The organism is Dorea sp. AF24-7LB (assembly GCF_003478575.1).
GTDB lineage: Bacteria > Bacillota > Clostridia > Lachnospirales > Lachnospiraceae > Dorea_D > Dorea_D hominis.
Genome location: NZ_QUFR01000006.1, coordinates 147,813 through 174,187, shown reverse-complemented (window position 1 = coordinate 174,187; position 26,375 = coordinate 147,813). Strand labels below are relative to the sequence as shown.

Below are 26,375 nucleotides of genomic sequence, written 5' to 3'. Positions count from 1 at the left end.
ATTAAGTATGGCGATGGTGCTATCAATGTTATTGGTGCCAGGGACGGAGACAATGGCGGCAGGAGATTAAGGGAGCCTGTATCGTGAGCGGTACGGGCTCCTTTTTGAGTACGCGTACCGTTATTGAGAAAATAATTAGTTGACACTAACTCTACATGATGTTAATCTGTGATTAGCATTGACTAACTAAATATATGGAGGAAAGACTATTGAAGAGAATGAGGAGAAAATGCAAAACACTTCTGCTGGCAGTATTATTGCTGATCACAGGTGTGATAATAGGTGAAGTAAACGTATCGGCAGCAGAGAAAGAGATTACCATTGACAGCATTTCCGTAAAGCAGGATTCGTTCAACGGATTATGGCAATTGAAATTTGCGGATGCAAATTATACGGATGCGATCACGAAAATTTCTGTCAATGACACAGACTGGGAAGCATATAGTTTCACGCCTTCTATGGGTGGAAAATATCGCATCCGGGACGGCGCCGTTGAATTTGCACAGAAAAGCTACAGTCAGACCGCAGCGTTGAAAAATGGTGATGTGATTTCAATTACGGCAACCGGATACAAAATATTAGCTTTCAAAGTTGCTATCGCGGATGGAAAGCTTACAATTTCGCAGGATACAAAGCCAGGCGATAATATGAAGCTTTACGTGCGACTGGTCGGAAGCTTTGAGTCTGCACTTGTAAATCAAAAAGGATACGATGCAATCAGTGGTGCATCTACGAATGTTACGCAGAACAAAAACAGTGATGCAAGTGTAGAAGTAGCACTTGTAAATGCAGATCAGGAACCGACAAAAGATGATTGGAAACTTTTGAGCGAAAGCGATATTCGTATAAAATCCAAAGAGTCTTCGGTGATAATTGTAAATCACGACGATGCGTCCAAAGGAAATGATTCTGGGATGGCGGGTGTGTATTCCGTTCACGATGGTTCTCTTACGTTAGCCGGAACTCCTGCGAATGCAGGAACGTATGATATCAGCGTATCGATCACAGATGAAGACGGACATACTGCAACAAGTAACAGCCTGCCGTTTCGCATTTTCGGTGGAGAAGAAACATTAAAAGAGCAACTTGTATTATCGAACTGCACGAAAACGGCAGATGGAAAATATATGTATGATATGGAGCCGTGGGCAATTAAAAACTTTACAGATGCTTCCGGTGATCAGAGTGTCACTGTTCCGGCAGATGTAAAAGCGTGGTATGGGTCCCATACAAGTGGTACATATGGAGAACTTGGATACGCTGTACCAGAGGGCACTGCACAGAAGCAGACATTGATCTTGCCAAAAGGATGTAATCTGACATTGGTGAATATGGATATTTTATCCAGTGTGAAAATTATTGTTGAGGACGGAGCAAAGCTTATACTTCGAGATTCTGTCATTCAGGGAGTTATAGAAGTACAAAATGGCGGAACATTTTCCATGAATTATAACGACTATGGAAAAGGCGAGTTTTTGAACGGAGCGTCCATTAATGGTCAACTGATCTTGCAGGATGGTGCCACATTGGAAAATGCAAAAATTTACTCGAATACGAACAACATTGCCAATGGATCAAGTGCGCGTCACAATACAGAACCGGTCGTTGTTGTAAATGGAAATGTTTCATTGAAAGGAAAGGTATTCGTGCGCGGCGATGAGGCACCTACCGGAACAGATGCTGCCACAGGAAAGAGCTATACCGGCCAGAGGGGACTGAAAGTTAATGGCACACTTACTCTAGAAAAAGATGCTGTACTTGCTGTCTTTGGCGGTGGAAAAGATGCAACTACATCAAATGGCGGAACGGCAATTGAGTTAAATGGCGGAACCATTACCGGAGAAGGAAAACTCATCTGCGTCGGTGGCGATGGACATTTTGGAGAAGGTGGAAATGCAGTGAGCGGTACGGGAATGATTTCCGTAGCAAATGCATACTTAGAAGGCGGCGCTTCTGTTTCCAAATCAAATACACCGGGAAAAGCTTTGGGAGATAATGTGAAGCTTGCAGGAACAACGAATCGAAATCTGATCGATGGAGAAAATGTAAATGATATCGATTATGATAATGATACATATTGGAGAGATATTCTGACGGTGCCGAACCTTTCTTTATATCCGGTAGATGCAAATGCACCGGGAGAGACGACAGAGCCGGAAAAGCCGGGCGAGGCGACAGAGCCGGAAAAACCGGGCGAGACGACAGAGCCGGAGAAGCCATCAAGTGGTGGAACAGATACGAATACAGGTAAGGATAAACAAAACAAGACGAAAACAACTGTAAAAACACAAGTGAAAAGCAAAAAGAATGCTTCGGTTAAAACAGGCGACAGTTCCAAGCCGATTTTATGGGCAGTTCTTATGGTCGTAGCAATTGCCGGAATAACAAGAAGCTTAATGCTGAGAAAAAGGAACTAATGGTCTTTACAAGTTAATCACTTTTTTTGTTCACGGATAACAATAACATCATTTAAATTTAATATCATATTTGGTTGAGGAAGCACAGAAAGGTCATCCCGAAATACGAGGAAAATGGTGATCTGATGTGCTTCTTCGATAGTTTAATACAGCGGCTGATATTGTTAAGATCCGCAAGTCGACGAAGTCACACGTTTCGATCTCACTGAAGGATTTAGAGACGAAGAGACTGGTCGACAGGATTCAAAGTCCGAATAATAAGAAGCGTATTGAAATCGTTTTATTAGATGATGCAATTCCGATCATAGAAGCAGGGAAAAACGCACAGAAGCAATTTGCGAAAAATGTTTTGAGTGGATTAACAGAAGAAGAGATGCAGATGTGTATCCAGGTATTTCAAAAGATTTGTAACAATGCGGATGAATGTTTGAAGAGAAATGCGGAGTGAGATGATGAAAAAAATATTTATGTTATTTGACAAGAATGGTAGCTGCCATCATCCTTTCTTTCGGATGCTACATTCCGGTTACATTGTTCAGCAAGAAAAAACCAATGGTGGGTCTGCTGATGATCCCAAAGACATGTGCTTACATGTGGATGATCGCAATGGGACTTCAGTTGTTATTTTAGATAATAGGAAAAATTGAAAAGCTGTCGCTTTTACGATGGTTCAATCGCAAAGTGGCAGTTTTTTTGCTATCTTGATTTCAAACAGGTGTAGTATTATACTACAGCTATACGTAGATATTGTTTGACTCATTAATAGAAGAAATTAGGGATTTGACATGATGAAAAACATAGGAAGACATTTTACACCGTTTCAATTGATCACGATGGGTTTTGCCGCAGTTATCTTATTTGGCGCGTTTTGGCTGACGTTGCCAATCTCCTCGGTGGAGGGAGTATTTACGCCATTTCACAAGGCTTTATTTACTTCTACTTCGGCGGTGTGCGTGACTGGGCTGGCAGTGCTGGACACGGGGAGCTACTGGTCTTTCTTTGGACAGCTTGTTATTTTAATACTGATCCAGATCGGTGGGCTTGGCGTGGTGACAGTTACGGTTTCGGTCACATTGTTGTCCGGGAAAAAGATTTCTCTTATGCAGCGCACGACAATGCAGGATGCCATTGCAGCGCCAAGGATCGGAGGAATTGTCCGACTGACGAAGTTTATATTAAAAGGAACATTTCTGGTAGAGCTTATCGGAGCGGTATTACTGCTGCCGGTTTTCGGAAAAGATTTTGGCGTGAAGGGAATCTGGATGTCAATCTTTCATTCTATTTCTGCATTTTGCAATGCGGGATTTGACATTCTCGGAACGACGAAAAATACGTTTCCGTCCCTCCTGCAGTATGCGGGAAATGCTCTTGTAAATGTAGTGATTATGCTGCTTATCATTATTGGCGGCATTGGTTTTCTTACATGGGAAGATGTGTGCACGAACACATATCATTTCCGGCGCTATCGACTGCAAAGCAAGATCGTTCTCGTGACGACGGCAGTGCTTATTTTATTGCCGAGCCTTTTCTTTTTCTTTTGGAATTTTAAAAATCTTGCAATGGAGGAACGGTTGCTTGCATCGTTTTTCCAGGCGGTGACACCGAGAACTGCCGGGTTTAACACCGTAGATATCGGAAAGATGGCGGAACCGGCACAGACACTTATTATCATTCTTATGCTGATCGGTGGATCGCCGAGTTCTACAGCCGGAGGTATGAAGACAACGACAATTGCAGTGCTGCTCTTAAATGCATTTGCAACATTTCGAAGTAAAGATACGGTAAGTGCATTTCACAGGCGAATTGATAATCATGTAATACGCGATGCAGCTACACTTTTGATGCTGTATGTGATGCTTTTCTTTGGCGGCGGAATCGCGATCAGCATGTATGAAGGTCTGCCATTGGCGGAATGCCTTTATGAGACGGCTTCGGCGGTTGGAACAGTGGGACTTACACTTGGAATCACGCCACACCTTCATATGACGTCCCAATTGATCCTTATCGTGTTAATGTATCTTGGAAGAGTCGGAGGACTTACATTGATCTATGCTGTATTTTCATCCAGAAATAAGAGCAAAGCAAAGTTCCCAGTAGAACAGATTACAGTTGGATAGTTTGGAGGAAATAGATATGAAAAATATTTTACTTATTGGACTTGGAAGATTTGGCAGACATCTCGCTGTAGAGTTAAATGAGCTCGGCCATGAGGTTATGGCAGTTGATGATGATGAAGACAGAGTAAATGAAATTCTGCCATATGTTACGAATGCGCAGATTGGAGACAGCACAAATGCAAACTTCTTAAAATCACTTGGGATTGGAAATTTTGATATTTGTTTTGTAACAATTTCGGCAAATTTTGAAAATTCGTTGGAGACGACTTCGCTATTAAAGGAGCTTGGAGCAAAGATTGTTATCTCCCGGGCAGAACGAGATATTCAGAAGAAATTTCTCTTAAGAAACGGAGCAGATCAGGTCGTATACCCGGAACGCCAGGTAGCCAAGTGGGCATCTATCCGATACACCGCAGACCACATTTTGGATTATATGGAAATTGACGCATCCCACGCAATTTTCGAGGCGGAAGTGCCGGAGGAGTGGCTTGGAAAGACAATCGGAGAGCTGGATGTCCGAAGAAAATATAATATCAACATCATTGCAGTGAAAGATAAAGGCGGGGTGAACATCGCCCTTTCCACAGATACGCTTTTGAAGCAGGATGCGACAATTTTAGTAATCGGAGAACATAAAGCGATTAAGAGATGGTTCAACATATAAAATCTGAACGAGCGGACCTTCTTATATAGAAAATACCTTTTACAGTTTATCAATTTTGTGTATTAGACAGGATAAACTTAGTGGAGTAGTATGTTTTCTAACAGCTGATATAGCTGTACACAAAATATAAGGAGGACAGCAAAATGGGAGAAAGAAGATTAACGTTCCGTGGGGGACGTGCAATGGCGTTGGTTCCATTTGCGATATTTATTATTATTACGATAGGATTATCTTTCGCAAATTTTCAGGATATTAATGCCATGGTTGCAGCAGGTGTGATCGCACTTTTGATTGGAATGCTTTTCAGCAAAGATCTGGATCGTTATTGGGATGTTATATTAAAAGGACTTGGTTCGAAAGTAGCGATGACCGCAGTGATGTTATGGTTAGTTGTGGGAATGTATGGAGCCATATTGAAAAGTGGACATATTGTAGAAGGACTTGTATGGGTTTCCGTAAAACTTGGAGTGTCCGGAGCCGTATTTACAGTATGCGCATTTGTTTTCTCGGCATTGTTTGCAGTGGCAACAGGATCTGGGTTTGGAACGATTTCAACGATGTGCTTTATTTTATATCCGGCGGGTATTTTATTAGGATGCAACCCGGCGGTTCTGGCAGGTGCGATCTTATCTGGAGCAGCATTTGGTGATAACTTCGCACCGGTATCGGATACAACGATCATTGCAGCAACCTCTCAGGAGTATAAATATACAAATGGAGCGGCAAGCATCGGAGGCACCGTAAAATGCAGATATAAATATGTTTTTATCGCTGCGATCATTGCAGCAGTATTGTTTTTTGTATTTGGCGGTTCCGGAAATACACTGGATCCGACAGAAGCGGAAAATCTGTTGAAACAGTATCAGATGCCACAAGGATTGTTACTTCTGATACCTACACTGGTAGTTATTATTCTGGCTGTAAAAGGAGTAAATATATTTGCCAGTCTCGGAACGGGCAGCATTCTGGCTATTGTGATCGGATTGGGAGCAAAGCTTTTCAAACCGACCGATCTGATCTGCATCAAAGACGGCGCAATCAGCGGAACGATCACAAGTGGAGTGTCAGGTATGTTTAATGTATCGATCCTGCTAATGATCGTTGTATCTATGGGAGAGCTACTTATAGCATCCGGATGCATGGAGGCAGTTGTAGATTGGCTGAACAATTCAGTCATTAAAACAGAAAGAGGCGCGGAAATTTCAATGTTCTGCCTGTCTACCGTGTTTGGTATTCTGATTGCTGCAATCAACACAATTGCAAATATATGTGTAGCTCCATTTATCAATGCGATCGGTAAGAAAAATGACATTCATCCATATAGAAGAGCAAATATACTTGCGACAACCATTTGCTCATTTCCATTTTTCCTTCCATTCGGCGGATGTGTATTACTTTTGCTTGGTGGAATCTCTTCGCAGACAGATGCATATGCATTTCTTCCGAAGCTTGGCGCGGGAGACATGATTACTACGACGTTTTATAGCTGGGCAATCTGGGCAGTGATGCTTATAAGCTGCATTACCGGAAAGGGAAGAGCATTCGAAGGAAGAAATGGAGAGTATATCGAAGCAAAAAAGAATCCGAATAAATAAGAGAGCAGTTTTCAAATGCAAAGGGGGTAAATTTTAAAATGAATGAACTGACAAAATTAATCAAAGCGGACATGCTTCCGGCACTTGGTGTGACGGAGCCGGGAGCGATTGCATTCAGTGTAGCGAAGGCACGTTCCTACACAAAAGGAGAATTAAAACATGTAAATGTTGCAATGAACAGTGGAATGTATAAGAATGCATTTACGTGTGGAATTCCGAATTCCAATGAAGTGGGCAATGTGTTTGCTGCAGCACTTGGCTATGTGGCTGGAAATGCAGAAAAAGGATTGGAATCGCTGGCGGATGTAAAACCAGAAGACAATGTTACCGCACAAAAGCTCATTGACGAAGGTAAGATCACCGTCGAGTTAAGCGGTATTACAAGTCGTATCTTTATCCAGGCAACAGTGGAGACGGAAAGCGATAAGGCAATAGTTACGATCCGTGATTCTCACACGAATATTACGAAGATTGAAGTAAATGGTGAGGTGCTGGAGGAGAGTGAGGCAGAGCATGCCGCAGATACGACAGAGGCGGACGTAAAGGAAGAGGTACATTCTATTCACGGCTATACATTGAAGAAAATCTTAGAATATGTAGAAACAGTTCCGGTAGAAGAGATTGAATTTGTAAAAGAAGCTTACAAAGTAAACCTGGAATTATTCCACGAAGGACTTGAAAATCCACGCACGACATTTGCAAGAACGCTTCTTGCAATGAACGGTGGCAAAGAGATTTCCGACGATGAGAAGAATACAGCGTCTCTTCTTTGCAATGCAGCCATCGAGGCACGCGTGATCGGACTCGACAAACCGGCAATGAGTATTACCGGTTCCGGCGCACATGGAATTATCGCTACAATGCCACTCTATGGTGTGTACAAGATTAACCACTTGAGTGAAGAAATTTTGTATCGTGCGACAATGTTGAGCTATCTTGTCTGCACTTATATTAAAGAGTACTCCGGAAGATTGTCTGCATTTTGCGGATGCGCGATCGCGGCAGGATCTGGTATGGCTTGCGGAGTCTGCTACATGAAGGGTGGCAGATTAAAGGAACTGGAATATACCCTCAACAATATGGCGTCTTCCATTACCGGCATGATCTGTGATGGCGGAAACCAGGGCTGTACGATGAAAGGTGTGGCTGCCTGTGACACAGCATTTCGATCAGTAGAATTTGCACTTGAAGGCGTTCATATTGACAAGGCTCATGGTATCAACGGGACGACACCGGAAGAGACGATGCGCAACATGGGACTTATTGCATCGCCGGGAATGGTAGCGACAGAGAAGACGATCGTAGAGATTTTCGAAGATAAGTTGAGATAGTCGGAGACAGGATTGCGGAAGCCAAACCATCAGACATATCACTGGCCAACTTCGGCACTTGCAAAGAAGCTACCAAAGAAAAATCGCTTAGGCCTGAGAAAAAAGGCCTAAGCGATTTTTACATTTGGTGTGTTATTCGGCATCTTCTTTTACAGTAAATACTTCGATGATCTTCTTTAATGTCTCGTGAAGATATGGCATATATTCTTCCATCGATACCGGTGTCTGTTTTAAGATGCAGCTGTAACTTGTGGAGCCGATCAGCTCAATGATCGTATAGAGCATAAGGCTTGGTGACGTACAGTTGACATGATAACGTTCCAGTGATTCTAAGTAATGGTCAAAAAATGCCTGTGGCAGTACGCTGGCACCGTTCGATACTTCTGCCTGGAAAATTCCCCAGGATAGATTCTTCGCAACGAACTGGATCAACGGTTCATCGGTCATAAATCTTCCTATAATGTAATCTGTCATAAATAATACTTCGTCTTCAAATGTTGGCACATTTGCTTTATCCAACTCTAAGTGCGCATCGTTGAAAAGCTGCGTAGCTTTGTATGCGATCAGTTTATCGCGCAGGTCAAACTTGTCTTTGAAGTACAGATAAAAAGTACCTTTGGCAAGCCCGGCGCGATCTACAATGTCAGCGACAGTTGTCTTGGAAAATCCTTTTTCTGTAAATAACTGAAAAGCTGCCCGCAACAGAGTATGTTTTTTTTGCTTTTTATTATCGTCTACTTTTCCCATAATCATTCCTTCTTATCCTAATTACATATATTAATAGGAATTGTTTGTCCTTTTATGTAAGCTTTACATTTATATGGTAGGTTATTTTTACTTGCTTGTCAAGAAAAATGACTTTTTTTCATTTTTTCTATAAAAAAGATTGACTAAGAGTCATTTTAGTGTATACTATACTACGAAAGAGATTTATGAAGAGTATTAAGGAGATGATACGACAATGGTTAAGGTAGGAAAGTGGATTGCAAAGCACCGAGTAATTGTGCTGATTCTCGCATTGCTGCTGACAATCCCGTCAGCAATCGGAGTAGTGAAGACGAGAGTTAATTATGATCTGCTGAGTTATCTTCCGGAACATCTGGAGACGGTAAAAGGCCAGGATATTCTCGTAGATGAATATGGCATGGGAGCGTTCTCCATGGTAGTTGTGAAGGACATGGAATTGAAAGACGTCCAGCAAATGAAAGAAAAATTCAGTAAGGTCAAACACGTAAAGGACGTGTTATGGTATGATGATGTTGCAGATATTAGCCTTCCGGTAGAGATGATCCCGAAGGATTTAAGAGAGTCATTTTTCAAAGGCGATGCAACAATGATGTTAGTATTATTCGATAATACAACATCCTCAGATGATGCGATGAATGCATTGACACAGCTTCGCCATGTGGCGAATAAGCAGTGCTTCATCAGCGGTATGACAGGAATTGTTACAGATATTAAGAACATAGCAATGCAGGAACTGCCAGTATATGTGGTCATTGCAGCAGTTCTGAGTCTGATTGTTCTGGAGCTGACATGTGGATCTTTTGTCGTTCCTGTTTTATTCTTGTTCAGTATCGGACTTGCGATTTTGTATAACCTGGGAAGCAATATTATCCTCGGAGAAACTTCCTATATTACGCAGGCATTGACAGCGGTACTGCAACTTGGAGTTACGATGGACTATTCTATCTTCCTGCTGAACAGTTACGAAGAAAATAAGAAGAGGTTCCCTGGTGAGAAAGAACGTGCCATGGGGCATGCCATTTCCAACACATTCAAGTCTGTAGCGGGAAGTTCTGTTACAACCGTAGCCGGATTTGTTGCACTTTGTGTTATGACATTTGCACTTGGACGTGACCTTGGAATCGTTATGGCAAAGGGTGTTGTGATCGGAGTTATCTGTTGTGTAACTGTGCTTCCGTCACTCGTATTGTTCTTTGATAAGGCGATCGATAAGACACAGCACAAGCTGCTGTTGGCGCATATGGATAAGCCGTCCGCATTTATTACCAAGCATTACAAAGCATGGATTGTAATCTTCCTTGTATTATTGCTTCCGGCTATTTATGGTAACAATCATACAAAGATTTATTACAACATTGCTGATTCACTGCCGTCTACACTGGACAGTAACGTAGCGAATGCAGAGCTTAAGAAAGACTTTGATATGAGCAATATGCATATCGTCATGATGGATAAGAACATGGATTCACTGGATAAGCAGAAGATGTTTGATGAGATCGATAAGGTCAAGGGTGTTAAATGGACAATCAGCATGAACTCCTTGATCGGACCAAGCGTTCCGGATTCTATGATTCCGAAGGACATTAAGAAGATGCTTAAGAGTGATAATTACGAACTTGCATTCGTAGGTTCTGAATATGAATCAGCAACCGATCAGGTAAATGCACAGATCAAAAAGGTTGATAAGATCGTTAAGAAATATGATAAATCAGGAATGGTGATTGGCGAAGCACCGCTGATGAAAGACTTACAGGATGTTACAGATACAGACCTTGTAAGAGTAAATGCAATTTCCATTGCAGCCATTTTCATCATTATTATGGTGATTTTCAAATCCATTTCGTTGCCGATCATCCTGGTATCTGTTATTGAATTTGCAATTATGGTAAATATGGCGATTCCGTATTATCAGGGAATCAGCCTTCCGTTCGTTGCCAGCATCGTTATCGGAGCGATCCAGTTAGGAGCAACCGTTGATTACGCGATCCTGATGACAACCCGTTATCAGCGTGAACGACAGCACGGCAAGCAAAAGATGGAAGCAATCAGTATTGCGCACAAGACAAGTATGGAATCTATCATCAGTAGTGGACTGAGTTTCTTCGCAGCAACATTTGGTGTTGCATGTTACTCAAAGGTTGAGATGATCGGATCTATCTGTACACTGTTAGCGCGAGGCGCTATCATCAGTATGGTAGTCGTACTTTTTGTACTGCCGGCAATGTTTATGATTTTTGACAAAGTAATCTGCAAGACATCCATTGGTTTCCTTGATGATAAGAAAATGGTAGGAAATGATGTGTATGCCGCAGAGGCGAAGTAAGGTAGAAAGGAAGTAAGAAGCATGAATAGAAATAGTAAATTGATCAAACGTGGACTCACAACTTCTCTTGCTGTAGGAATGTCGGTTATGGTAGGTGCGATGCCGGTATATGCTGCAAGCTCTGATAAAAAAGATAACGATGACAAATTATATAAAGAAGAAACTGTGTATGTAAATGCAGATGCAGCCGGTAATACAGATGAAATTACTGTATCCAACTGGCTGAAAAATTCCGGTGATGTTTCCGGAAAACTTACAGACAAGAGTACACTGAATGACATTAAGAATGTCAAAGGTGATGAGAAATATACAGCAGACGGTGACAAAATTACATGGAATACAGACGGAAAAGACATTTATTATCAGGGAACAACCGACAAAGAACTTCCGGTATCCGTAAAACTCACTTATTACCTGGATGGCAAAGAGATTCAGCCGAACAAGTTAAAAGGTAAAAGCGGACATCTGAAAATTAAAGTAAACTATGAAAATAAATCCAAGAAGAATGTGGAAGTAAATGGCAAGACAGAAAACATGTATACAGCTTTCGTAATGATGACGGGTATGATTCTTCCAAATGACAACTTCACAAATGTTACAATCGATAACGGAAAAGTTATTTCTGATGGAAACAGAAGTATTGTTGTTGGATTTGGTATGCCGGGATTAAAAGAAAGCCTGAACCTGGATGATATCAAGGATGCAGATGATCTTACAATTCCGGAAAGCCTGGAAGTGGAAGCAGACGTAACCGATTTCGAGATGTCTTCTACATTTACAGTAGGCTTGAGTGACCTTACAAAGGACTTAGATCTTGATAACATTGCAGATATGGATTCCCTTCAGAATGCACTCGACGAGCTCGATGATGCAGCACTGGAGCTCGTAAGCGGGTCGAACACACTTTCCGATGGAACAAAGACACTTGCAGACGGAGTGGACAGCTACACAGAAGGTGCAGATACGTTAAATGATGCAATCCAGAAATATTTAAGCAATGACGGAGAATTAAGCGGCAGTGTTACAGAGTATGTAAATGGCGTCAACAAAGTTGTAAAAGGTGTCAATGACTACGCGAAAGGAACAACAACTCTTGCAAATGGAGTTACATCTTATGTAGGTGGCGAGAAGAAGCTTGCCAAAGGAGCAAAACAACTTACAACATTGAGCGATGGCCTTACAAAGATCCAGGGAGCGATCGACAAAATGAAAGCTTCTACAGACGGTAAGGGAGAGGCAAAAGAAGACTTAACGGTTGCTTCCGCACAGCTTGCAGCCGGAACAGCGCAGTTAAAGAAAGCTCTTGGCAGTGCAGAAGTACAGGCATTACTTGGTCAGGTTGACGGAATGGTAAAAACCGGTAAGGAGATGATCGCAGAGACAGAAAGCCTGCAGACAGCAATGAATACAGGAATTGCTGCACCGGTACAGCAGATCGGTACAGATCTTGAAAGCTTACAGAAAGAATTAGGTACAATCAATACGCAGCTTGGTAATTTACAGAAAGCCTGCGAAGCAAAAGTTACAGAATTAAATAAATCCATTACAGATTACAATGATGCGGTAGATAAAGCACAGACAGCTTCCGAGAAGAGCAAGAAGCAGATCGACAGCTCTGTTGCAGCATTAGAGAAACAGAAAGAAAATGCAACAGCCGCAGAGAAGAAAGAGCTGAATGAGTCCATCGATGCATTAAAAGATGCGAAAGACGCAACAAAAGATATCGATGCATTAAAGAAACAGGATAAAGTAAATATTACAATGCCGACAGTTGATCCGACAAACATTCAGAAGATTGCAGCTGATATTCAGAAACAGGGTGCAACATTCGAAAAAACTGCTACAGCACTTCAGGCACAGCTTCCGGAGATGCAGAAAAAACTGAACAAGATTTCAGCTAGTAAAGGTGCGCTTCCGCAGGATGATGTGAAAGACCTTACAACAAAGATCGATGCATTAAATGCAGGTATGCAGGGACTGGATGCCGGAATTAATACTCTGGCAGGAGGAATCAACGAGTTAGATGGTAAGACTTCTGTCGCTTTCCCGAAAGCACAGCAGGGAATTGCTGCTTTGAACAAAGGATTTTCACAGCTCAGTTCTTATAATGATGCCCTCACAGGCGGTGCATTGAAATTAAAGAAGAACAGCCCGACACTGGTAGCCGGAGTAAGCACACTGCAGAGCGGAACAAACAAGCTTGCAAACGGTCTTAATACACTTGGCTCACAGTTAAGCGAGGGATCTGCAAAGCTTTCTTCTAACAGCGATGAACTTCGTTCAGGAGCTGATAAGTTAAGTTCAGGCGCAGAAGAGCTTGCAAGTGGTGCAGATAAGTTCCAGAAAGAAGGAACAGGCAAGTTAAAGAGCACATTCGAGGATGAACTCGGTGATGTTCTGGATCGTTTCGATGCACTGACTTCTGACAAGTGTGCTTACAAGACATACAGCGGAAGAGACAAATCTATGGATGGAGCAGTAAAATTCGTCATCGAGACAGACGAGATCAAATAATCGCTACAGGAAATATATTTTATAGCAAAGACAATTCACTAATAATTGTATCATCTTATAAAGAGACAGAGAGCTTTGACCACAGTTCTCTGTCTCATTTTAATTACCATAGCTTATCGCAGTATCCGAAAAGGGATTAGGTTTAAATGGTGGCATAATTATAACAAGCAAAAACTGAAAAAGAAAGGATATTATAGGATAATAATTAAATAATATATGTAAAATCAAAGATAAAAATAGGAATTAGCGGTCAGCACTATTTTGAAAAGATTGAAAAATAAAGTCGATTCGGATACAATAAAAGAAAAAGGAAGGGGGGACCCGTATGATCTCAGACGAGGAGGCATATTGGCAATATCTGGATGGCATAGAACAAGGTGCCGACATTCTGGTAGACAGATACGGGGATGCGCTTACTTATTACATCCATGGATATATCCATGATATACATGAATCAGAAGATTTGATGATTGAAGCATTTTCTAAGATTTTCGCAAAGGAGCGACCGATTAAGGGTAATGGAAGTTTTAGGGCTTATTTATATAAGACAGCAAGGAATCTGACAATCCGGCATAACCAGAAGCATAAACTGTGGTTTTTGCATCTGGATGATCTGACTTTTGATCTGCCGAGTGAGGAACTGGTAGATACAAAACTTCGACAGACGGAGAGAGAACGTCAGCTTTATGAAGCGATGGCAAAGTTAAAAACAGAGTATCGGGAAGCATTGTATCTTGTGAGTCTGGAAGGAATGAGTTACCGGGAAGCAGGAAAGATTCTCGGAAAGAGCGAACAGCAGATTACGAATCTGGTACATAGAGGAAAAAAAAGTCTGAAAATCATTCTGGAACAGGAGGGATTTGTATATGCGGACGAATAAAGAGCGTCAGCAGTTGATTCATAAAAGAACACAGGAGATTAAGATAGAAGAGCGTAAGAAAAGACAGTATATGATCAGTGGAATAAGTATTGCCGCATGTCTGATCGCTGTAGTCGGTCTGGGAATGTATCTTCCGAGTGTTATGAAGCAGAACGCTGCAGGTAAGATGAATTACAGTCCCGGAATGGCAAGCATGCTCGGACAGTATGATGCGCTTGGATATATATGTATGGGAATACTGGCATTTGCACTTGGTGTGTGTGTGACAGTATTGTTATATCGGATGAAACGTGCAGAGGAGCATCGTCAGGAGAAGAAACAATATGAAAAGAGTGCGGAACAGGCGAAAAAGGATGAAGAGTAGAAGCAGGGAGCATACAGATGAATTTTGAGTTGATTGACAATTTCATACAGGTCGGTGTAATGCTTGTGGCGGCAGTGGCAGATATTATTTTCTGGTTCCGGCAAAAAGACCGGATCTATATTATTCTGGCGCTGGAACATGGTTGTTTTATGATGGGGACTTTGTATTATGTGTTATACCTCTTCATTCGCGGTGACGTTCCGCAGATTTTTTATGTAGCAGAGATTTCATGGATTTCCAGCTATCTCTTTCTGCATACTTATCAGATTGTGCGCAGAGACGGGGAAAAATCCCGTTTTGCGCCTGTCCCTGCAGTCTGCGCGGCTGTGATTTTTATAGTCGCAATGAGAAGTGAGATATTCGGTCCGGCAATTCTGTCTACAGGAGCATTTGCAGTGACAGTCGGAGCAATCACGTATATAGCGGTATTTCATATGCAGTATGGAGACGACATCCGGTTGACAGATGTGTGGCCGCTGATCTGTGTGATCCTTCAGCTTGTTCTATACATAAGCTCGCATTTTTTCAATGATTATACAAAATTTAATCTGTATTTCCTGATTGATTTTGTACTGACTTTTTCAGTCGCCGGTCTGCTGCCGTGTACAGTTTCGGAGGTGAAGAAACATGATGTACATTGAAAATATTTTCATCTGTATTGCAGTACCGATGTTGTTGTCACTTCTGTTTATACCGGGTGAGGCGAGAAAATATACGTTTTTTGTTACAACCGGAATGGGAATGTGTATGCTGTCGGCATATGTGAACAGCTTTTTTATGAATTATTATGGAGCAGATGCAGTACAGGCGGCAATTGAGATTACGCCGGTCTGCGAAGAAGTGATGAAATTATTTCCGCTTCTGTTTTACATTCTGATTTTTGAACCGAAGAAAGAAGAAATACCAAGAACCGCGATTGCGCTTGCGGTTGGATTTGCAACATTTGAAAATATATGCTATCTGACAGAGAACGGAGCAGCAGATTTTGAGATCCTTGTAGTCCGTGGATTTGCTTCCGGTGCGTTGCATATCCTGTGTGGGATTCTTATGGGATTCGGGATTACTTATATTTTCCGGAGACGTACTCTTGCAATAACCGGAATGGTCGGACTTCTTGGAGCGTGCAGTGTATTTCATGCAATTTATAATCTTCTTGTTTCTGCAGAAGGGAACTGGAGAGCATTTGGATATCTGTTCCCGACAGTCATGATACTTGGGCTGTTTGCTGGAAGGAAGAGTATAATAAAATTAAAAGAAGAAAAAAATTCTTTCACTTAGGAAAAATAAGTGAAAGGATTTTTTTTATTGTGTCTTTCGTATAGATAGAGAGTGAAAAAAGTATATAAAATCGAGAAAGGAGGTCGGAAAATGGATCAGAAGGAGATCAGAAAATGTAAGATCCGTCGCCGGAGTCTGTTTTTGCGCTGCCGGTATGACAGGCGGATTATTTCAGGATTAATAGCGATAGCTATTGTACTGGCTGTATGTATGGGGAGGATGTTTCGTATGACACACATATCTGGAGTTGCGACGGTAGCATCCGGCTACGGATCTGTTCTCCTGCGCAACGGAGCAGATATTTATGTACTGATCGGTCTTGCTGCTTTTGTGGCAGGTGTGGTTGTCACCGTTATCTGTATGCGGTTTCGGAAAAAGAAGGCAAACAATATTTACAGTGAATAAATAATCAATATAAATACAAGAGGTGCAGAGGATGAATTACAGAAAAAGAAAAATGTTGGCAGGGACCCTCGCAGTAGTACTGGCTATGTCGTCTGTACTCGGATTATCCGTTCCTTTGTCGGTGAAAGCGGCGTCTGACGCCAGTGTGACATATCGGTATAAAAACAATGCGGAAAGCGGCCCGGTAAAAGACCGGACAGGGATTCGTTCGGTGAATATAGATAACAAGATATATTATGATATCCATGATGGAGATCCGGAAAAGCGCTTGAATCTGGCAGATCAGAAGGCTTTATTTAAAGCGGTTCTGCAAAGTGGAAAAGATATGGATGGTGGCACAGATAGTGTGATCAGTCAGTGGTCGTCTCTTGCAGAGCAGATTTATGGAACGCATAGTAAAGTTGCGGCAAGAGTAAATGCAAACGGCGGATTTGAGAATAATTTTACTACAGAAAATACACGGAACAAAGCAGGATATGCAGATATTTCCGATGCGCTTGCACAGCCGGAAGAGCATGTGAATGGAACAAAAGGAAAGGATTATACAAAGTGGAGTGGGCTTTCCTGTACGACCAGTCTGAAAGAGGTACGACAACTTGCTGCAGATGAAATCGCAGATGCGATTCATCATAAGATCAAAGGAAGTGATGTGCTACAAGAGACCGAGAGTGCAGAAAATACACTAAAACAGTTAAATGATGATACCGGACGGGATGTAGTATTTTCGCTTGTTACGTGTGTGGACCGCGCAGGCAGAACATTTAAGTATAACTATAATACATTTGGAATTGCATTTTATGATTTTAAGTTAGCGGTGCTTGCCGGAGACGGACTGGAATATATTACAAAAGCACAGGAGTATGAGTCGCTGCAGCAAGCGGCAGAAAATAATGCCGGCGGGGTATCTATTCAAACAAGTAGTAAGAAAGATCCGGAACTCAGTTATTATAAAAATGAATCAACAAAGGCAAAAAATGTGGGAATGGAGTTAAAACAATCTCATTCGCTTACAACGTCCAACACTTTAGAGGCAGGAAAGAAGTATTCTTACAGTGAGATGATTAACCCGGATATCGGACTTTCAACGGGGATTCCGCTTTTGGGCGAGATAGAAAAAAAGTCGGGACTGGAAGTTACATGCGGAAAGGCATTGCCTACCGCTTATTCCGGGGAGAAGGAGTATAGTCTGTTAAAGGAAAATAAAGTTTCCACCAATATAACGCTTCCGGCACAGACAGCAGCCGGAGTAGAATCTTCAGGCGTTGCAACGAATGTAAAATTAGGTTATGACTGTCCCGTGGCAGTGACATTTAAAACAGCAATTTTCTCGTTATCGGGCGTGGTGTATGATGATAACGATAAAGTGCAGATGTTCCATACATCTGGATATCGGCAGGGGCATTTCAGTACGATTTTTGGAACAGATTCAGAAAAAGGCGGCACGACAGCAATGGATAATCTGTATAATCGTGCAGTAAAATATGTAAACACACAAAATTATGAAGAGACTTATGGTCAGACTGTTGGCTGGTCTGAGAAAAGAAATGATGAAAGACCGGCAGATAAAGTAAATAGCCTGGACTGGACAGGAATCTTAAACGGAACGATCAACGAGGATGAGGTCGGAACAGAGACGGCAGCAGTACGTGTGAACAGGATCCTTGTAAATGACGACGGAGAAATCCAGAGTACATTTGACGTAGAGGATCTGGAAGAAGAACGTCCGGTTTCTTATGAGACTGAGATGACAGCAAGCGGTATATATAAACTTAGAAATAAGACGTATTACTTATATGATAAAGTTGTGAAGAACAGCAACGGAGAAGAAGTTGAAAATGAATGGAGCTATGATGAAAATTCCGGAGTATACAGGAAATGGATACAGCCGATCGGAAAGGCAGACAAAGAAGCACTAGAGGCTGCAGGAATAGAGAATTATATGCTCCAATCGATTAACAGTGTGAATTTTTATTATACAGAAGATACCTCTCTCTATGGAACACAGAGTACGGATGATAGTAAAAATATCGTGAAGAAGGCGAAAGAGAATGTCTCTTCCGGTACAATGACTCAGTCAGCAGGCAGTGAAAAAGTAACATTGAAAGATAAGATAGCATGGCTGTCGTCCCATTGTCCGATGGCAGTAACCGGTGGAGTGCTCCGTTATGATGCAAATAGTACGCATTCGGATGTCAAAGGGCTCATCCCACTGTATCCTCTTAAAAAAGTGGTTGTTACAAATGGTGTGAAGACGTTGAACATGCGAAGTGGAGATCAATTTGCACTGGAAAAGATTACAGTAAAAGGAACAAATAAAAATGGCGTAGATTACTATGGATTTAATCAAGCCCATGGGCACTGGGCTCTTACAGACAGTAAAGGCAAAGAGCTGAAAAAAAGTAAAGTGGCATCTATAGAAAAAAATAAGGCGACAGAGAAAAAAGTATTGAAGGCGGGTAGTCTTAACAGTGATAAAAAAGAAACAGTTTACTTAAAATATATTATTGATGAAGACAAATATAAAAGTCTGAACAGTACTGTAACTGTGAAAAATTCAGAACTTGACGCCACAGCCATGATCAAAGTAAATGTAACAGGAAAGCGGAACATACGCAAAGGTGATGTTATTACGAAAGGGATATATCGTTATAGGGTGACAAATTCGAAAACAGACGGAACAGGAAAAGTGGAAGTTATCGGATTTGCCAAAAAATGCAGCAGTAAAAATGTGTCGATTCCAAAGAGCATTTCATGGAATTCGGTCAAATATAATGTAACAGCGATTGGAAAGCGTGCGTTTGAAGCAAATAAGAAAATCAAAACGGTTGTACTTCCGGATTCTATCGAAAAAGTTGGATACAAAGCATTTTACAGGTGTTCGAATCTTAAGAAACTTACAGTTGGAAAGAATGTAACAAAAATGTTTGCACATGCGTTTTGTCAGAATAAGAAGTTGAAAAAGATTGTATTTAAAGGAACAAAACGGATGAGGTTGGAGAAGCCACATGTATTTATTAATGTGAAGAATGCAAAAGTATATGTGCCAAGGAGCAGATATACAACGTACAAAAAGCTGTTATGCGCTTACGGACTTAAGAAATGCAAGTTCGTAAAGCAATAACATAGAATGCCTTCTTGGCAGACTCTCTTTATATACCTTACGGGAAAATGGTGTCGGGATTTCCGGCACCATTTTTCTTTGCTGATCATATGCGGATATAGCGGTGAGAGAGATTTTATGTTAGAATCAAGAAAATGCAAATGACTACCGAGCATATGCGTTCGTGTAAATCATTGAGAATTTTATATATGTTATATTAAGCAAACAGAGAATTTGTAAAGAATGAAACCTGAGATAATTATAGGAAAATAATAGCAGGAGAGACATAGAATGGTAAAAATAGATCTGATTACCGGATTTTTAGGCTCCGGGAAGACAACATTTATAAAAAAATATGCAGAGTATCTGATCGGACAGGGGATGAATATCGGGATTCTGGAAAATGATTATGGAGCTGTCAACGTTGATATGATGCTGCTTCAGGATCTGATGGGAGAAAAATGTGAACTGGAGATGGTTTCCGGTGGCTGCGATAAAGAGACGCACCGCAGACGGTTCCGCACAAAGTTAATTTCCATGGGAATGTGTGGATATGACCGGGTGATCGTGGAACCATCGGGCATCTATGATGTAGATGAATTCTTTGATGTTTTGCGGGACGATCCCCTGGACCGTTGGTATGAGATCGGAAGTGTTATTGCAGTGGCAGATGCGACTCTGGAGGAACATTTATCAGCAGAAGCAGATTATCTGCTTGCGTCGGAGGTTTCCAGTGCCGGCTGTATCATTTTAAGCAAGACAGATCTGGCGAATGAAGAAGATAAGAGAAATACGATCGCACATCTGAACCATGCGCTTGCCGGTATTGGGTGTAAGAGAGTGCTGGAGGGAGAAGAGATACTGGAAAAGACAGCGGACAGTATGACAGATGCGGACTTTGAGCGAATCATGGCAGTGGGATATAAACAGGCAAGTTACCGTAAGATGGATGCAACAGAAGAAGATTTCACGTCTTTGTATTTTCTGGAACTTCATAAAAATGTGCAGGAACTGGGTGAAGCTGCCAGACAGATTTTGGCAGATCCGGCATGCGGACATGTCTTCCGCATCAAAGGATTTGCAAAAGAAGACGGTTGGAAACAGATTAATGCAACGAGAGACCATATGCTGACAGCGGATGTCGCGGAAGGGCAGGAAGTGCTTATTGTGATCGGTGAGAATCTTCAGAAAGGAAGGATCGAAACATATTTGTTGTAAAGAAATTTTGTTTATATTTTGGAAAAAGATGTATAATATAGATAGTATCGGAAATGAGGGAACAGCATTTCCGGACAAATATTTTAAGAGACGGAGGTTTTTAAAATGGGAAACAAATATGCAGGAACACAGACAGAAAAGAACTTGATGGAAGCATTTTCAGGTGAGTCACAGGCGAGAAATAAATACACATATTTCGCATCGAAAGCAAAGAAAGAAGGCTTTGAGCAGATTTCTTCCCTGTTTTTAAAAACAGCAGATAACGAAAAAGAACATGCAAAAATGTGGTTCAAAGAATTAGAAGGAATCGGAAATACAGCAGAGAACCTGGCAGCGGCTGCAGAAGGAGAAAACTACGAGTGGACAGATATGTATGATGGATTTGCCAAGACTGCAGAAGCAGAAGGATTTCCGGAGCTGGCTGAGAAATTCCGCATGGTTGCAGCGATCGAGAAAGCACATGAAGAGCGCTACCGTGCACTGCTTCATAATGTGGAAGCACAGGAAGTATTTGCGAAGAGCGAAGTAAAAGTATGGGAGTGCCGCAACTGTGGACACATTGTAGTTGGCGAAAAGGCACCGGAAGTCTGTCCGGTATGTGCACATCCACAGGCATATTTTGAAGTACATGCAGAAAATTACTAAGATTCGATGAAGCAGAAAGAATAATCAAGAGAAAATTACTGAGATAAAAGGAGGATATCCCGTTGACAATTAAAGAAATAGCAAAACTGGCAGGCGTATCAAGTGCGGCCGTATCCAGATATCTGAACGGAGGCTATGTCAGTGAAGAGAAAAAAGAACAGATACGCAGTGTGATAGAAAAGACGGGATATCAGCCTTCTGCGCAGGCGAGAATCCTGCGGACGAAAAAAGCAAGTCTTGTGGGGGTTGTCGTTCCGAAGATTAATTCGGAGTCGATCAGCCGTGCTACGGCAGGAATTGAGAAGATTTTATCAGAACGGAATTACCAGATGCTCCTCGCAGGAACAGACAATACGCCGTCAAAAGAAGTATCCTATATGCGTTTATTCGAGAATTATCCGGTGGATGGCATTATTCTTATAGGAACAGTGATCACAGCAGAACACCGGCGTTTTTTTAAAGAAGCAAGAGTTCCGGTTGTTGTAGTCGGACAGTATACGAAGTATGCTAACTGCATTTATCATGACGACTATGGTGCCGGAAAGGCAATGGGGCATGCAGTTGCGTTAAGAAGCCGGGAACGGATCGGATACATCGGAGTAACGAGAGAAGATAAGTCGGCCGGAGCTGCGAGAGAAGACGGATTCATGGCAGGCATGAAAGCGGCAGGCAGGGAACCTGAAAGTGTGTACCGGAGGACGGCAAAATTTACAACGGAATCCGGATATGAGGAGAGTGTGAAATTATTAAAAGAAAAACATGATATCGATATCATATCATGCGCGACAGATACGATTGCTGCAGGAGCGATCCAGGCAGTGAAAAGTGTCTGCCCGGATAAAGAGATCCTTGTGACAGGGTTTGGTGATAACCAGTTGCTGAAAGCGGTTACAGGAGGAATTCCAACGGTGCATTTCGGCTATATGACAAGTGGCATAAGAGGTGCGGAACTGTTGCTTGACCGGATTGAACAGGATGAAAATGTATCCGTGGAAATGAAACTGGGATTCCGACTGATCGGTCTGGATGAGCTGCCGGACGATAAGGAGTAGTTGTCAGGGGCAGGTTTTAAGGAAGGACTGGTTGCCAGAAACAGGCTTTATAGGTAGAAGTGTACAAAATTGAATCAAAAATATCAGTAAAAATGCCATCTTTACAAATGGCATTTTTTTTCTTATCATAAAACCATGAAATGTGAAAACGATTTCACATTATAGGAATGAATGAGGAAGGAGAGCAAGAGATGGATTACAATAAGACGGCAAAAGAAATCTTAGAACATGTTGGCGGAAGTAAGAATATTGCATCTGCCGCACATTGTGCAACAAGACTTCGGCTTGTAATTGCCGATAACAGTAAGACGAACAAGGAAGCACTGGAGAATGTAGAAGGAGTAAAGGGGGTGTTTGAGGCATCCGGACAGCTTCAGATTATTCTCGGCACGGGAACCGTGAACAAAGTTTTTGATGAATTTATCAAAATCGCCGGGATTACTGCAAGCACAAAAGAAGAAACAAAACAGGCAGCGACAGACAAGCAGAGCTGGTTTATGCGTGCGATTAAATTATTAGGTGATATTTTCGTACCGATCATTCCTGCGATCGTAGCGAGTGGTTTCCTTATGGGAATCATGAACTCACTTGATTTTATGAACAGCAATGGCTTTCTGCATATTGATACACACAGTTCTATTTATGTATTTGCTAATTTATTCAGTAATATCGCTTATACATTTCTGCAGATCCTGATTGCATTTTCGGCTGCGAAGGCATTTGGCGCCAATCAGTATCTTGGAGCGGTCATCGGTATGATCATGATCCATCCTTCTCTGCAGAATGCATATACAGTGGCGACAGAGGGAGTGCAGCAGACACAGAGTGTATTTGGTGGATTGTTCCATATTGATATGGTCGGTTATCAGGGACATGTCATTCCGGTTATTATCGCAGTCTGGATCCTGTCGGTACTGGAGAAGAAGCTGCACAAAGTAGTTCCGGAGGTACTGGACCTCTTTGTGACGCCGCTTGTCAGTGTATTTGTGACCGGTTATTTAACACTTTCTATTGTAGGCCCGGTTTTCGTATGGGCAGAAAATGCAGTCCTTGGACTCATCCAGTGGATGCTGACACTTCCTCTCGGACTTGGAAGTCTGCTCATGGGAAGTCTGTATGCACCGACAGTTGTTACCGGTATTCATCAGATGTATACCGCAATCGATATCGGACAGCTTGCAAAATATGGCGTAACTTACTGGCTTCCACTTGCAAGTGCAGCAAACGTTGCACAGGGTGCCGCAGCACTTGCAGTTGGTGTAAAATCCAAAGATAAGAAAATTAAATCTCTTGCACTTCCATCTTCACTTAGTGCGTTTATGGGAATTACAGAACCAGCGATTTTCGGTGTCAACTTAAGATTTTTCAAACCATTTATCGCAGGATGTATCGGTGGAGGATGTGGCGCTTTATATGCATCACTTGCACATCTTGGCGCGAAAGGAACAGGAGTGACCGGTATTTTCGGAATCCTGCTTTGCCTCAACCAGCCATTACAGTATCTGATAGAAATGATCATTTCTGTCGGTGTGGCATTTGTGATCTCATTTGTGATCTATACAGATAAGAAAGCGGAGACACAGACAACTGGTAATATAGAAGCAACAGCGATTGAAAATACAGACATAGCAGCGGACACAGCAAAAGCAGAAAACACGATGGCAACAGAAAATACAACAAACCCAGAAGCATCAGAAAATGCTGTGGATTCAGTTGCAGAAGAAGTATTATACAGTCCGGTAAAAGGAAGAGTAGTTCCACTTTCTGAAGTAGCAGACGAAACCTTTGCAGGAGAGTTACTCGGAACAACGATTGCAGTAGAACCGGAGGATGGGAAAGTGACAGCACCGTGTGACGGCGAGATCACCAATATTTTTGAAACCGGACATGCTGTGTGCTTAACAACAAAAACCGGTGGTGAACTTCTGATTCATATTGGAATCGACACAGTGAAGATGGACGGAACCGGTTTTGTGAAAAAGGTTGCAGACGGAGATCAGGTAAAGGCAGGAGACGTGCTGGTTGAAGTTGATCTGGATGCTGTGAAAGAAGCTGGCCATCCGGCAACGACAATGATGATCCTGGCGAATGCAGATGATTTCAGCGAAGTTGAAAAAGCAGAACCGGGAGAAGTTACTTCTACAGATGAAGTATGCAGACTGGTTAAATAATAATTGAATGATTCGCAATCAGAGATAAAAGCGATCAGATTCAGACATAGATAAGATGGAGATAAACGTAGATGAACGCATTAACAAGAGATCTTATAAAATTAACAGATATCGCAGAAACACAGGGAGCTGAAAAGGAAGAAAAGCTTTTATTCCGGGAACATTTCCACCTGATGCCGCCAGTGGGCTGGCTCAATGATCCGAACGGACTCTGCCAGTTTGAAGGTGTGTACCATGCATTTTTCCAGTATTCGCCATTTGACGCAGAAGGCGGCGTGAAGATGTGGGGACATTACATAAGTGACAATATGTTGGACTGGAAATATCAGGGAGTTGCATTGTATCCGGATCAGCCGTTCGACTGTCATGGAGTGTATTCTGGAAGTGCGCTTGTGGAAGACGGAAAAATGTATCTCTATTACACAGGTAATGTGAAACTGGAAGATGGTGAGTATGACTATATCCGAACCGGAAGAGAAGGAAATACAGTACTTGTATCAAGCGAGGACGGAATCTATTTCGGACATAAAAAGCAATTGATGAGAAATACAGATTATCCGGATGATCTGACCTGTCATGTGCGTGATCCAAAAGTCTGGAAAGAGCAGGACACTTACTATATGGTGCAGGGAGCGCGTACGAAAGAAGATGTAGGGCAGATACTCATTTTTACATCTAAAGATAAAGTAAACTGGAAGTTTAAGAGCAGAATTGAATCGAAGGAACCATTTGGATATATGTGGGAATGCCCGGATTATTTTACGATTGGAGATAAGAAAATCCTGTCTGCTTCTGTACAAGGCTTAGAAGGCGGTATTTGGGAAGAACGTAACGTATATCAGTCCGGATATTTTGAAGTAGAGGGAGATATTTTATCATCTTATAAACTTGGAGAATATAAACTCTGGGATTATGGATTTGATTATTACGCACCGCAGAGTTTTGAGACAGAAGATGGAAGACGGATTCACATCAGCTGGATGGGAATGCCGGACTGCGAAGCGTATACAAACCTGACAATCGCAGATGGATGGCAGCATTGTTTTACTCTGCCGAGAGAGATTTATGTGAAAGATGGAAAAATCTGTCAAAGACCGATCAGAGAGCTGGATTACAAAGAAGTGATTACAAAGACTGCAGAAAATAAACTGCAGGCAGATTCCTGCAAGGCATATGATCTGAAAATAGATAAAATCCAGAACAACCAGTTCTGTATTGCATTGGCTGAAGAATTGCTTCTGGAATATACAGATGGCAGATTCAGGATGCGTTTTACAGACAATAGAAAGACTTGCGTTTCTGCCGGAAGAGACTGCCGGTATGTAGAAACTGATGAAGTGACGAATATCCGTGTTATTGCGGATGTCTCTTCCGTAGAAGTATTTGTAAATGACGGAGAATATGTATTTTCAACGAGATATTACCCGGAGAAGTACAGCATTAATGTACAGGCAGAAGGAGCAGACATCTGTCTTGCAGAAATAAAATAAGGACGCTAGGGCGAAAGCTTTCAACGATGACAGCGTTGAAAAGGAGCCACTGATAACAGATGAA

General features: G+C 41.9%; 20 protein-coding genes. 19 read left to right on the top strand and 1 reads right to left on the bottom strand.

The window, feature by feature from the left end; translation table 11 throughout:
• Window positions 1-218 precede the first annotated feature (218 nt).
• The 6 genes from DWY31_RS08310 to DWY31_RS08285 all read left to right on the top strand — a co-directional run bounded on the left by DWY31_RS08310 (window position 219) and on the right by DWY31_RS08285 (window position 8,124).
• Window positions 219-2,417: a hemoblobin-interacting domain-containing protein gene (locus DWY31_RS08310; RefSeq protein WP_442873166.1), complete on the top strand. Its 2,199-nt coding sequence runs from the start codon at window positions 219-221 to the stop codon at window positions 2,415-2,417.
• A gap of 474 nt (window positions 2,418-2,891) precedes the next feature.
• Window positions 2,892-3,047 (top strand): hypothetical protein, encoded by a 156-nt coding sequence (locus DWY31_RS13920; protein ID WP_158549881.1) that lies wholly within the window; start codon window positions 2,892-2,894, stop codon window positions 3,045-3,047.
• Between the two features lie 155 nt (window positions 3,048-3,202).
• The gene (locus DWY31_RS08300; protein WP_118520008.1) at window positions 3,203-4,534 is read left to right on the top strand and encodes a TrkH family potassium uptake protein; all 1,332 of its coding nucleotides are present in this window, start codon (window positions 3,203-3,205) and stop codon (window positions 4,532-4,534) included.
• 16 nt (window positions 4,535-4,550) lie between these two features.
• The gene (locus DWY31_RS08295; RefSeq protein WP_118288037.1) at window positions 4,551-5,198 is read left to right on the top strand and encodes a potassium channel family protein; all 648 of its coding nucleotides are present in this window, start codon (window positions 4,551-4,553) and stop codon (window positions 5,196-5,198) included.
• Window positions 5,199-5,341: 143 nt separating this feature from the next.
• A complete protein-coding gene (locus DWY31_RS08290) occupies window positions 5,342-6,793 on the top strand; it encodes a Na+/H+ antiporter NhaC family protein (RefSeq protein WP_118520006.1) in 1,452 nt (483 codons plus the stop codon).
• Window positions 6,794-6,831: 38 nt separating this feature from the next.
• Entirely contained in the window at window positions 6,832-8,124 is a 1,293-nt protein-coding gene (locus DWY31_RS08285; protein ID WP_118520004.1) for an L-cysteine desulfidase family protein, read from the top strand.
• 132 nt (window positions 8,125-8,256) lie between these two features.
• Here the strand turns inward: DWY31_RS08285 and DWY31_RS08280 are convergent, their stop codons facing one another.
• On the bottom strand, window positions 8,257-8,871 hold the full coding sequence (locus DWY31_RS08280) for a TetR/AcrR family transcriptional regulator (RefSeq protein WP_021860052.1): 615 nt from the start codon (window positions 8,869-8,871) through the stop codon (window positions 8,257-8,259).
• 214 nt (window positions 8,872-9,085) lie between these two features.
• Between DWY31_RS08280 and DWY31_RS08275 the strand changes: the two genes are divergently transcribed.
• The 13 genes from DWY31_RS08275 (at window position 9,086) to DWY31_RS08215 (ending at window position 26,311) form a co-directional block, all read left to right on the top strand.
• Entirely contained in the window at window positions 9,086-11,194 is a 2,109-nt protein-coding gene (locus tag DWY31_RS08275) for an efflux RND transporter permease subunit (protein WP_118520002.1), read from the top strand.
• Between the two features lie 21 nt (window positions 11,195-11,215).
• Complete coding sequence (locus DWY31_RS08270) at window positions 11,216-13,708, top strand: hypothetical protein (RefSeq protein ID WP_118520000.1); 2,493 nt, start codon at window positions 11,216-11,218, stop codon at window positions 13,706-13,708.
• Window positions 13,709-14,033: 325 nt separating this feature from the next.
• Window positions 14,034-14,588, top strand: coding sequence for an RNA polymerase sigma factor (locus tag DWY31_RS08265; protein ID WP_117537075.1), 555 nt, complete (start codon window positions 14,034-14,036; stop codon window positions 14,586-14,588).
• Window positions 14,575-14,952: a hypothetical protein gene (locus DWY31_RS08260; RefSeq protein WP_021860056.1), complete on the top strand. Its 378-nt coding sequence runs from the start codon at window positions 14,575-14,577 to the stop codon at window positions 14,950-14,952. Before DWY31_RS08265 ends, DWY31_RS08260 begins: the two co-directional genes overlap by 14 nt.
• A 17-nt stretch (window positions 14,953-14,969) precedes the next feature.
• Window positions 14,970-15,593: a hypothetical protein gene (locus tag DWY31_RS08255; protein ID WP_021860057.1), complete on the top strand. Its 624-nt coding sequence runs from the start codon at window positions 14,970-14,972 to the stop codon at window positions 15,591-15,593.
• Complete coding sequence (locus DWY31_RS08250) at window positions 15,580-16,230, top strand: PrsW family glutamic-type intramembrane protease (protein ID WP_118519998.1); 651 nt, start codon at window positions 15,580-15,582, stop codon at window positions 16,228-16,230. The genes DWY31_RS08255 and DWY31_RS08250 overlap by 14 nt, the downstream gene beginning before the upstream one ends.
• A 90-nt stretch (window positions 16,231-16,320) precedes the next feature.
• The gene (locus DWY31_RS08245; protein ID WP_118288030.1) at window positions 16,321-16,635 is read left to right on the top strand and encodes a hypothetical protein; all 315 of its coding nucleotides are present in this window, start codon (window positions 16,321-16,323) and stop codon (window positions 16,633-16,635) included.
• A gap of 31 nt (window positions 16,636-16,666) precedes the next feature.
• Window positions 16,667-19,756 (top strand): leucine-rich repeat domain-containing protein, encoded by a 3,090-nt coding sequence (locus DWY31_RS08240; protein WP_118519996.1) that lies wholly within the window; start codon window positions 16,667-16,669, stop codon window positions 19,754-19,756.
• 270 nt (window positions 19,757-20,026) lie between these two features.
• Entirely contained in the window at window positions 20,027-20,953 is a 927-nt protein-coding gene (locus DWY31_RS08235; RefSeq protein ID WP_118519994.1) for a GTP-binding protein, read from the top strand.
• A gap of 105 nt (window positions 20,954-21,058) precedes the next feature.
• A complete protein-coding gene (gene rbr, locus DWY31_RS08230; RefSeq protein WP_021860063.1) occupies window positions 21,059-21,598 on the top strand; it encodes a rubrerythrin in 540 nt (179 codons plus the stop codon).
• Between the two features lie 62 nt (window positions 21,599-21,660).
• The gene (locus DWY31_RS08225) at window positions 21,661-22,650 is read left to right on the top strand and encodes a LacI family DNA-binding transcriptional regulator (RefSeq protein ID WP_117537069.1); all 990 of its coding nucleotides are present in this window, start codon (window positions 21,661-21,663) and stop codon (window positions 22,648-22,650) included.
• 191 nt (window positions 22,651-22,841) lie between these two features.
• On the top strand, window positions 22,842-24,821 hold the full coding sequence (locus tag DWY31_RS08220; RefSeq protein WP_118519992.1) for a PTS beta-glucoside transporter subunit IIBCA: 1,980 nt from the start codon (window positions 22,842-22,844) through the stop codon (window positions 24,819-24,821).
• Window positions 24,822-24,892: 71 nt separating this feature from the next.
• A complete protein-coding gene (locus DWY31_RS08215; RefSeq protein ID WP_118519990.1) occupies window positions 24,893-26,311 on the top strand; it encodes a glycoside hydrolase family 32 protein in 1,419 nt (472 codons plus the stop codon).
• Window positions 26,312-26,375: the final 64 nt, after the last annotated feature.

What these genes read in the sequence shown, in the direction of transcription:
- DWY31_RS08310 (WP_442873166.1), top strand. Translation starts at nt 219, where the DNA reads ATGAGGAGAAAATGCAAAACACTTCTGCTGGCAGTATTATTGCTGATC.
- DWY31_RS08300 (WP_118520008.1), top strand. Translation starts at nt 3,203, where the DNA reads ATGATGAAAAACATAGGAAGACATTTTACACCGTTTCAATTGATCACG.
- DWY31_RS08295 (WP_118288037.1), top strand. Translation starts at nt 4,551, where the DNA reads ATGAAAAATATTTTACTTATTGGACTTGGAAGATTTGGCAGACATCTC.
- DWY31_RS08290 (WP_118520006.1), top strand. Translation starts at nt 5,342, where the DNA reads ATGGGAGAAAGAAGATTAACGTTCCGTGGGGGACGTGCAATGGCGTTG.
- DWY31_RS08285 (WP_118520004.1), top strand. Translation starts at nt 6,832, where the DNA reads ATGAATGAACTGACAAAATTAATCAAAGCGGACATGCTTCCGGCACTT.
- DWY31_RS08280 (WP_021860052.1), bottom strand. Translation starts at nt 8,871, where the DNA reads ATGGGAAAAGTAGACGATAATAAAAAGCAAAAAAAACATACTCTGTTG.
- DWY31_RS08275 (WP_118520002.1), top strand. Translation starts at nt 9,086, where the DNA reads ATGGTTAAGGTAGGAAAGTGGATTGCAAAGCACCGAGTAATTGTGCTG.
- DWY31_RS08270 (WP_118520000.1), top strand. Translation starts at nt 11,216, where the DNA reads ATGAATAGAAATAGTAAATTGATCAAACGTGGACTCACAACTTCTCTT.
- DWY31_RS08265 (WP_117537075.1), top strand. Translation starts at nt 14,034, where the DNA reads ATGATCTCAGACGAGGAGGCATATTGGCAATATCTGGATGGCATAGAA.
- DWY31_RS08260 (WP_021860056.1), top strand. Translation starts at nt 14,575, where the DNA reads ATGCGGACGAATAAAGAGCGTCAGCAGTTGATTCATAAAAGAACACAG.
- DWY31_RS08255 (WP_021860057.1), top strand. Translation starts at nt 14,970, where the DNA reads ATGAATTTTGAGTTGATTGACAATTTCATACAGGTCGGTGTAATGCTT.
- DWY31_RS08250 (WP_118519998.1), top strand. Translation starts at nt 15,580, where the DNA reads ATGATGTACATTGAAAATATTTTCATCTGTATTGCAGTACCGATGTTG.
- DWY31_RS08245 (WP_118288030.1), top strand. Translation starts at nt 16,321, where the DNA reads ATGGATCAGAAGGAGATCAGAAAATGTAAGATCCGTCGCCGGAGTCTG.
- DWY31_RS08240 (WP_118519996.1), top strand. Translation starts at nt 16,667, where the DNA reads ATGAATTACAGAAAAAGAAAAATGTTGGCAGGGACCCTCGCAGTAGTA.
- DWY31_RS08235 (WP_118519994.1), top strand. Translation starts at nt 20,027, where the DNA reads ATGGTAAAAATAGATCTGATTACCGGATTTTTAGGCTCCGGGAAGACA.
- rbr (WP_021860063.1), top strand. Translation starts at nt 21,059, where the DNA reads ATGGGAAACAAATATGCAGGAACACAGACAGAAAAGAACTTGATGGAA.
- DWY31_RS08220 (WP_118519992.1), top strand. Translation starts at nt 22,842, where the DNA reads ATGGATTACAATAAGACGGCAAAAGAAATCTTAGAACATGTTGGCGGA.
- DWY31_RS08215 (WP_118519990.1), top strand. Translation starts at nt 24,893, where the DNA reads ATGAACGCATTAACAAGAGATCTTATAAAATTAACAGATATCGCAGAA.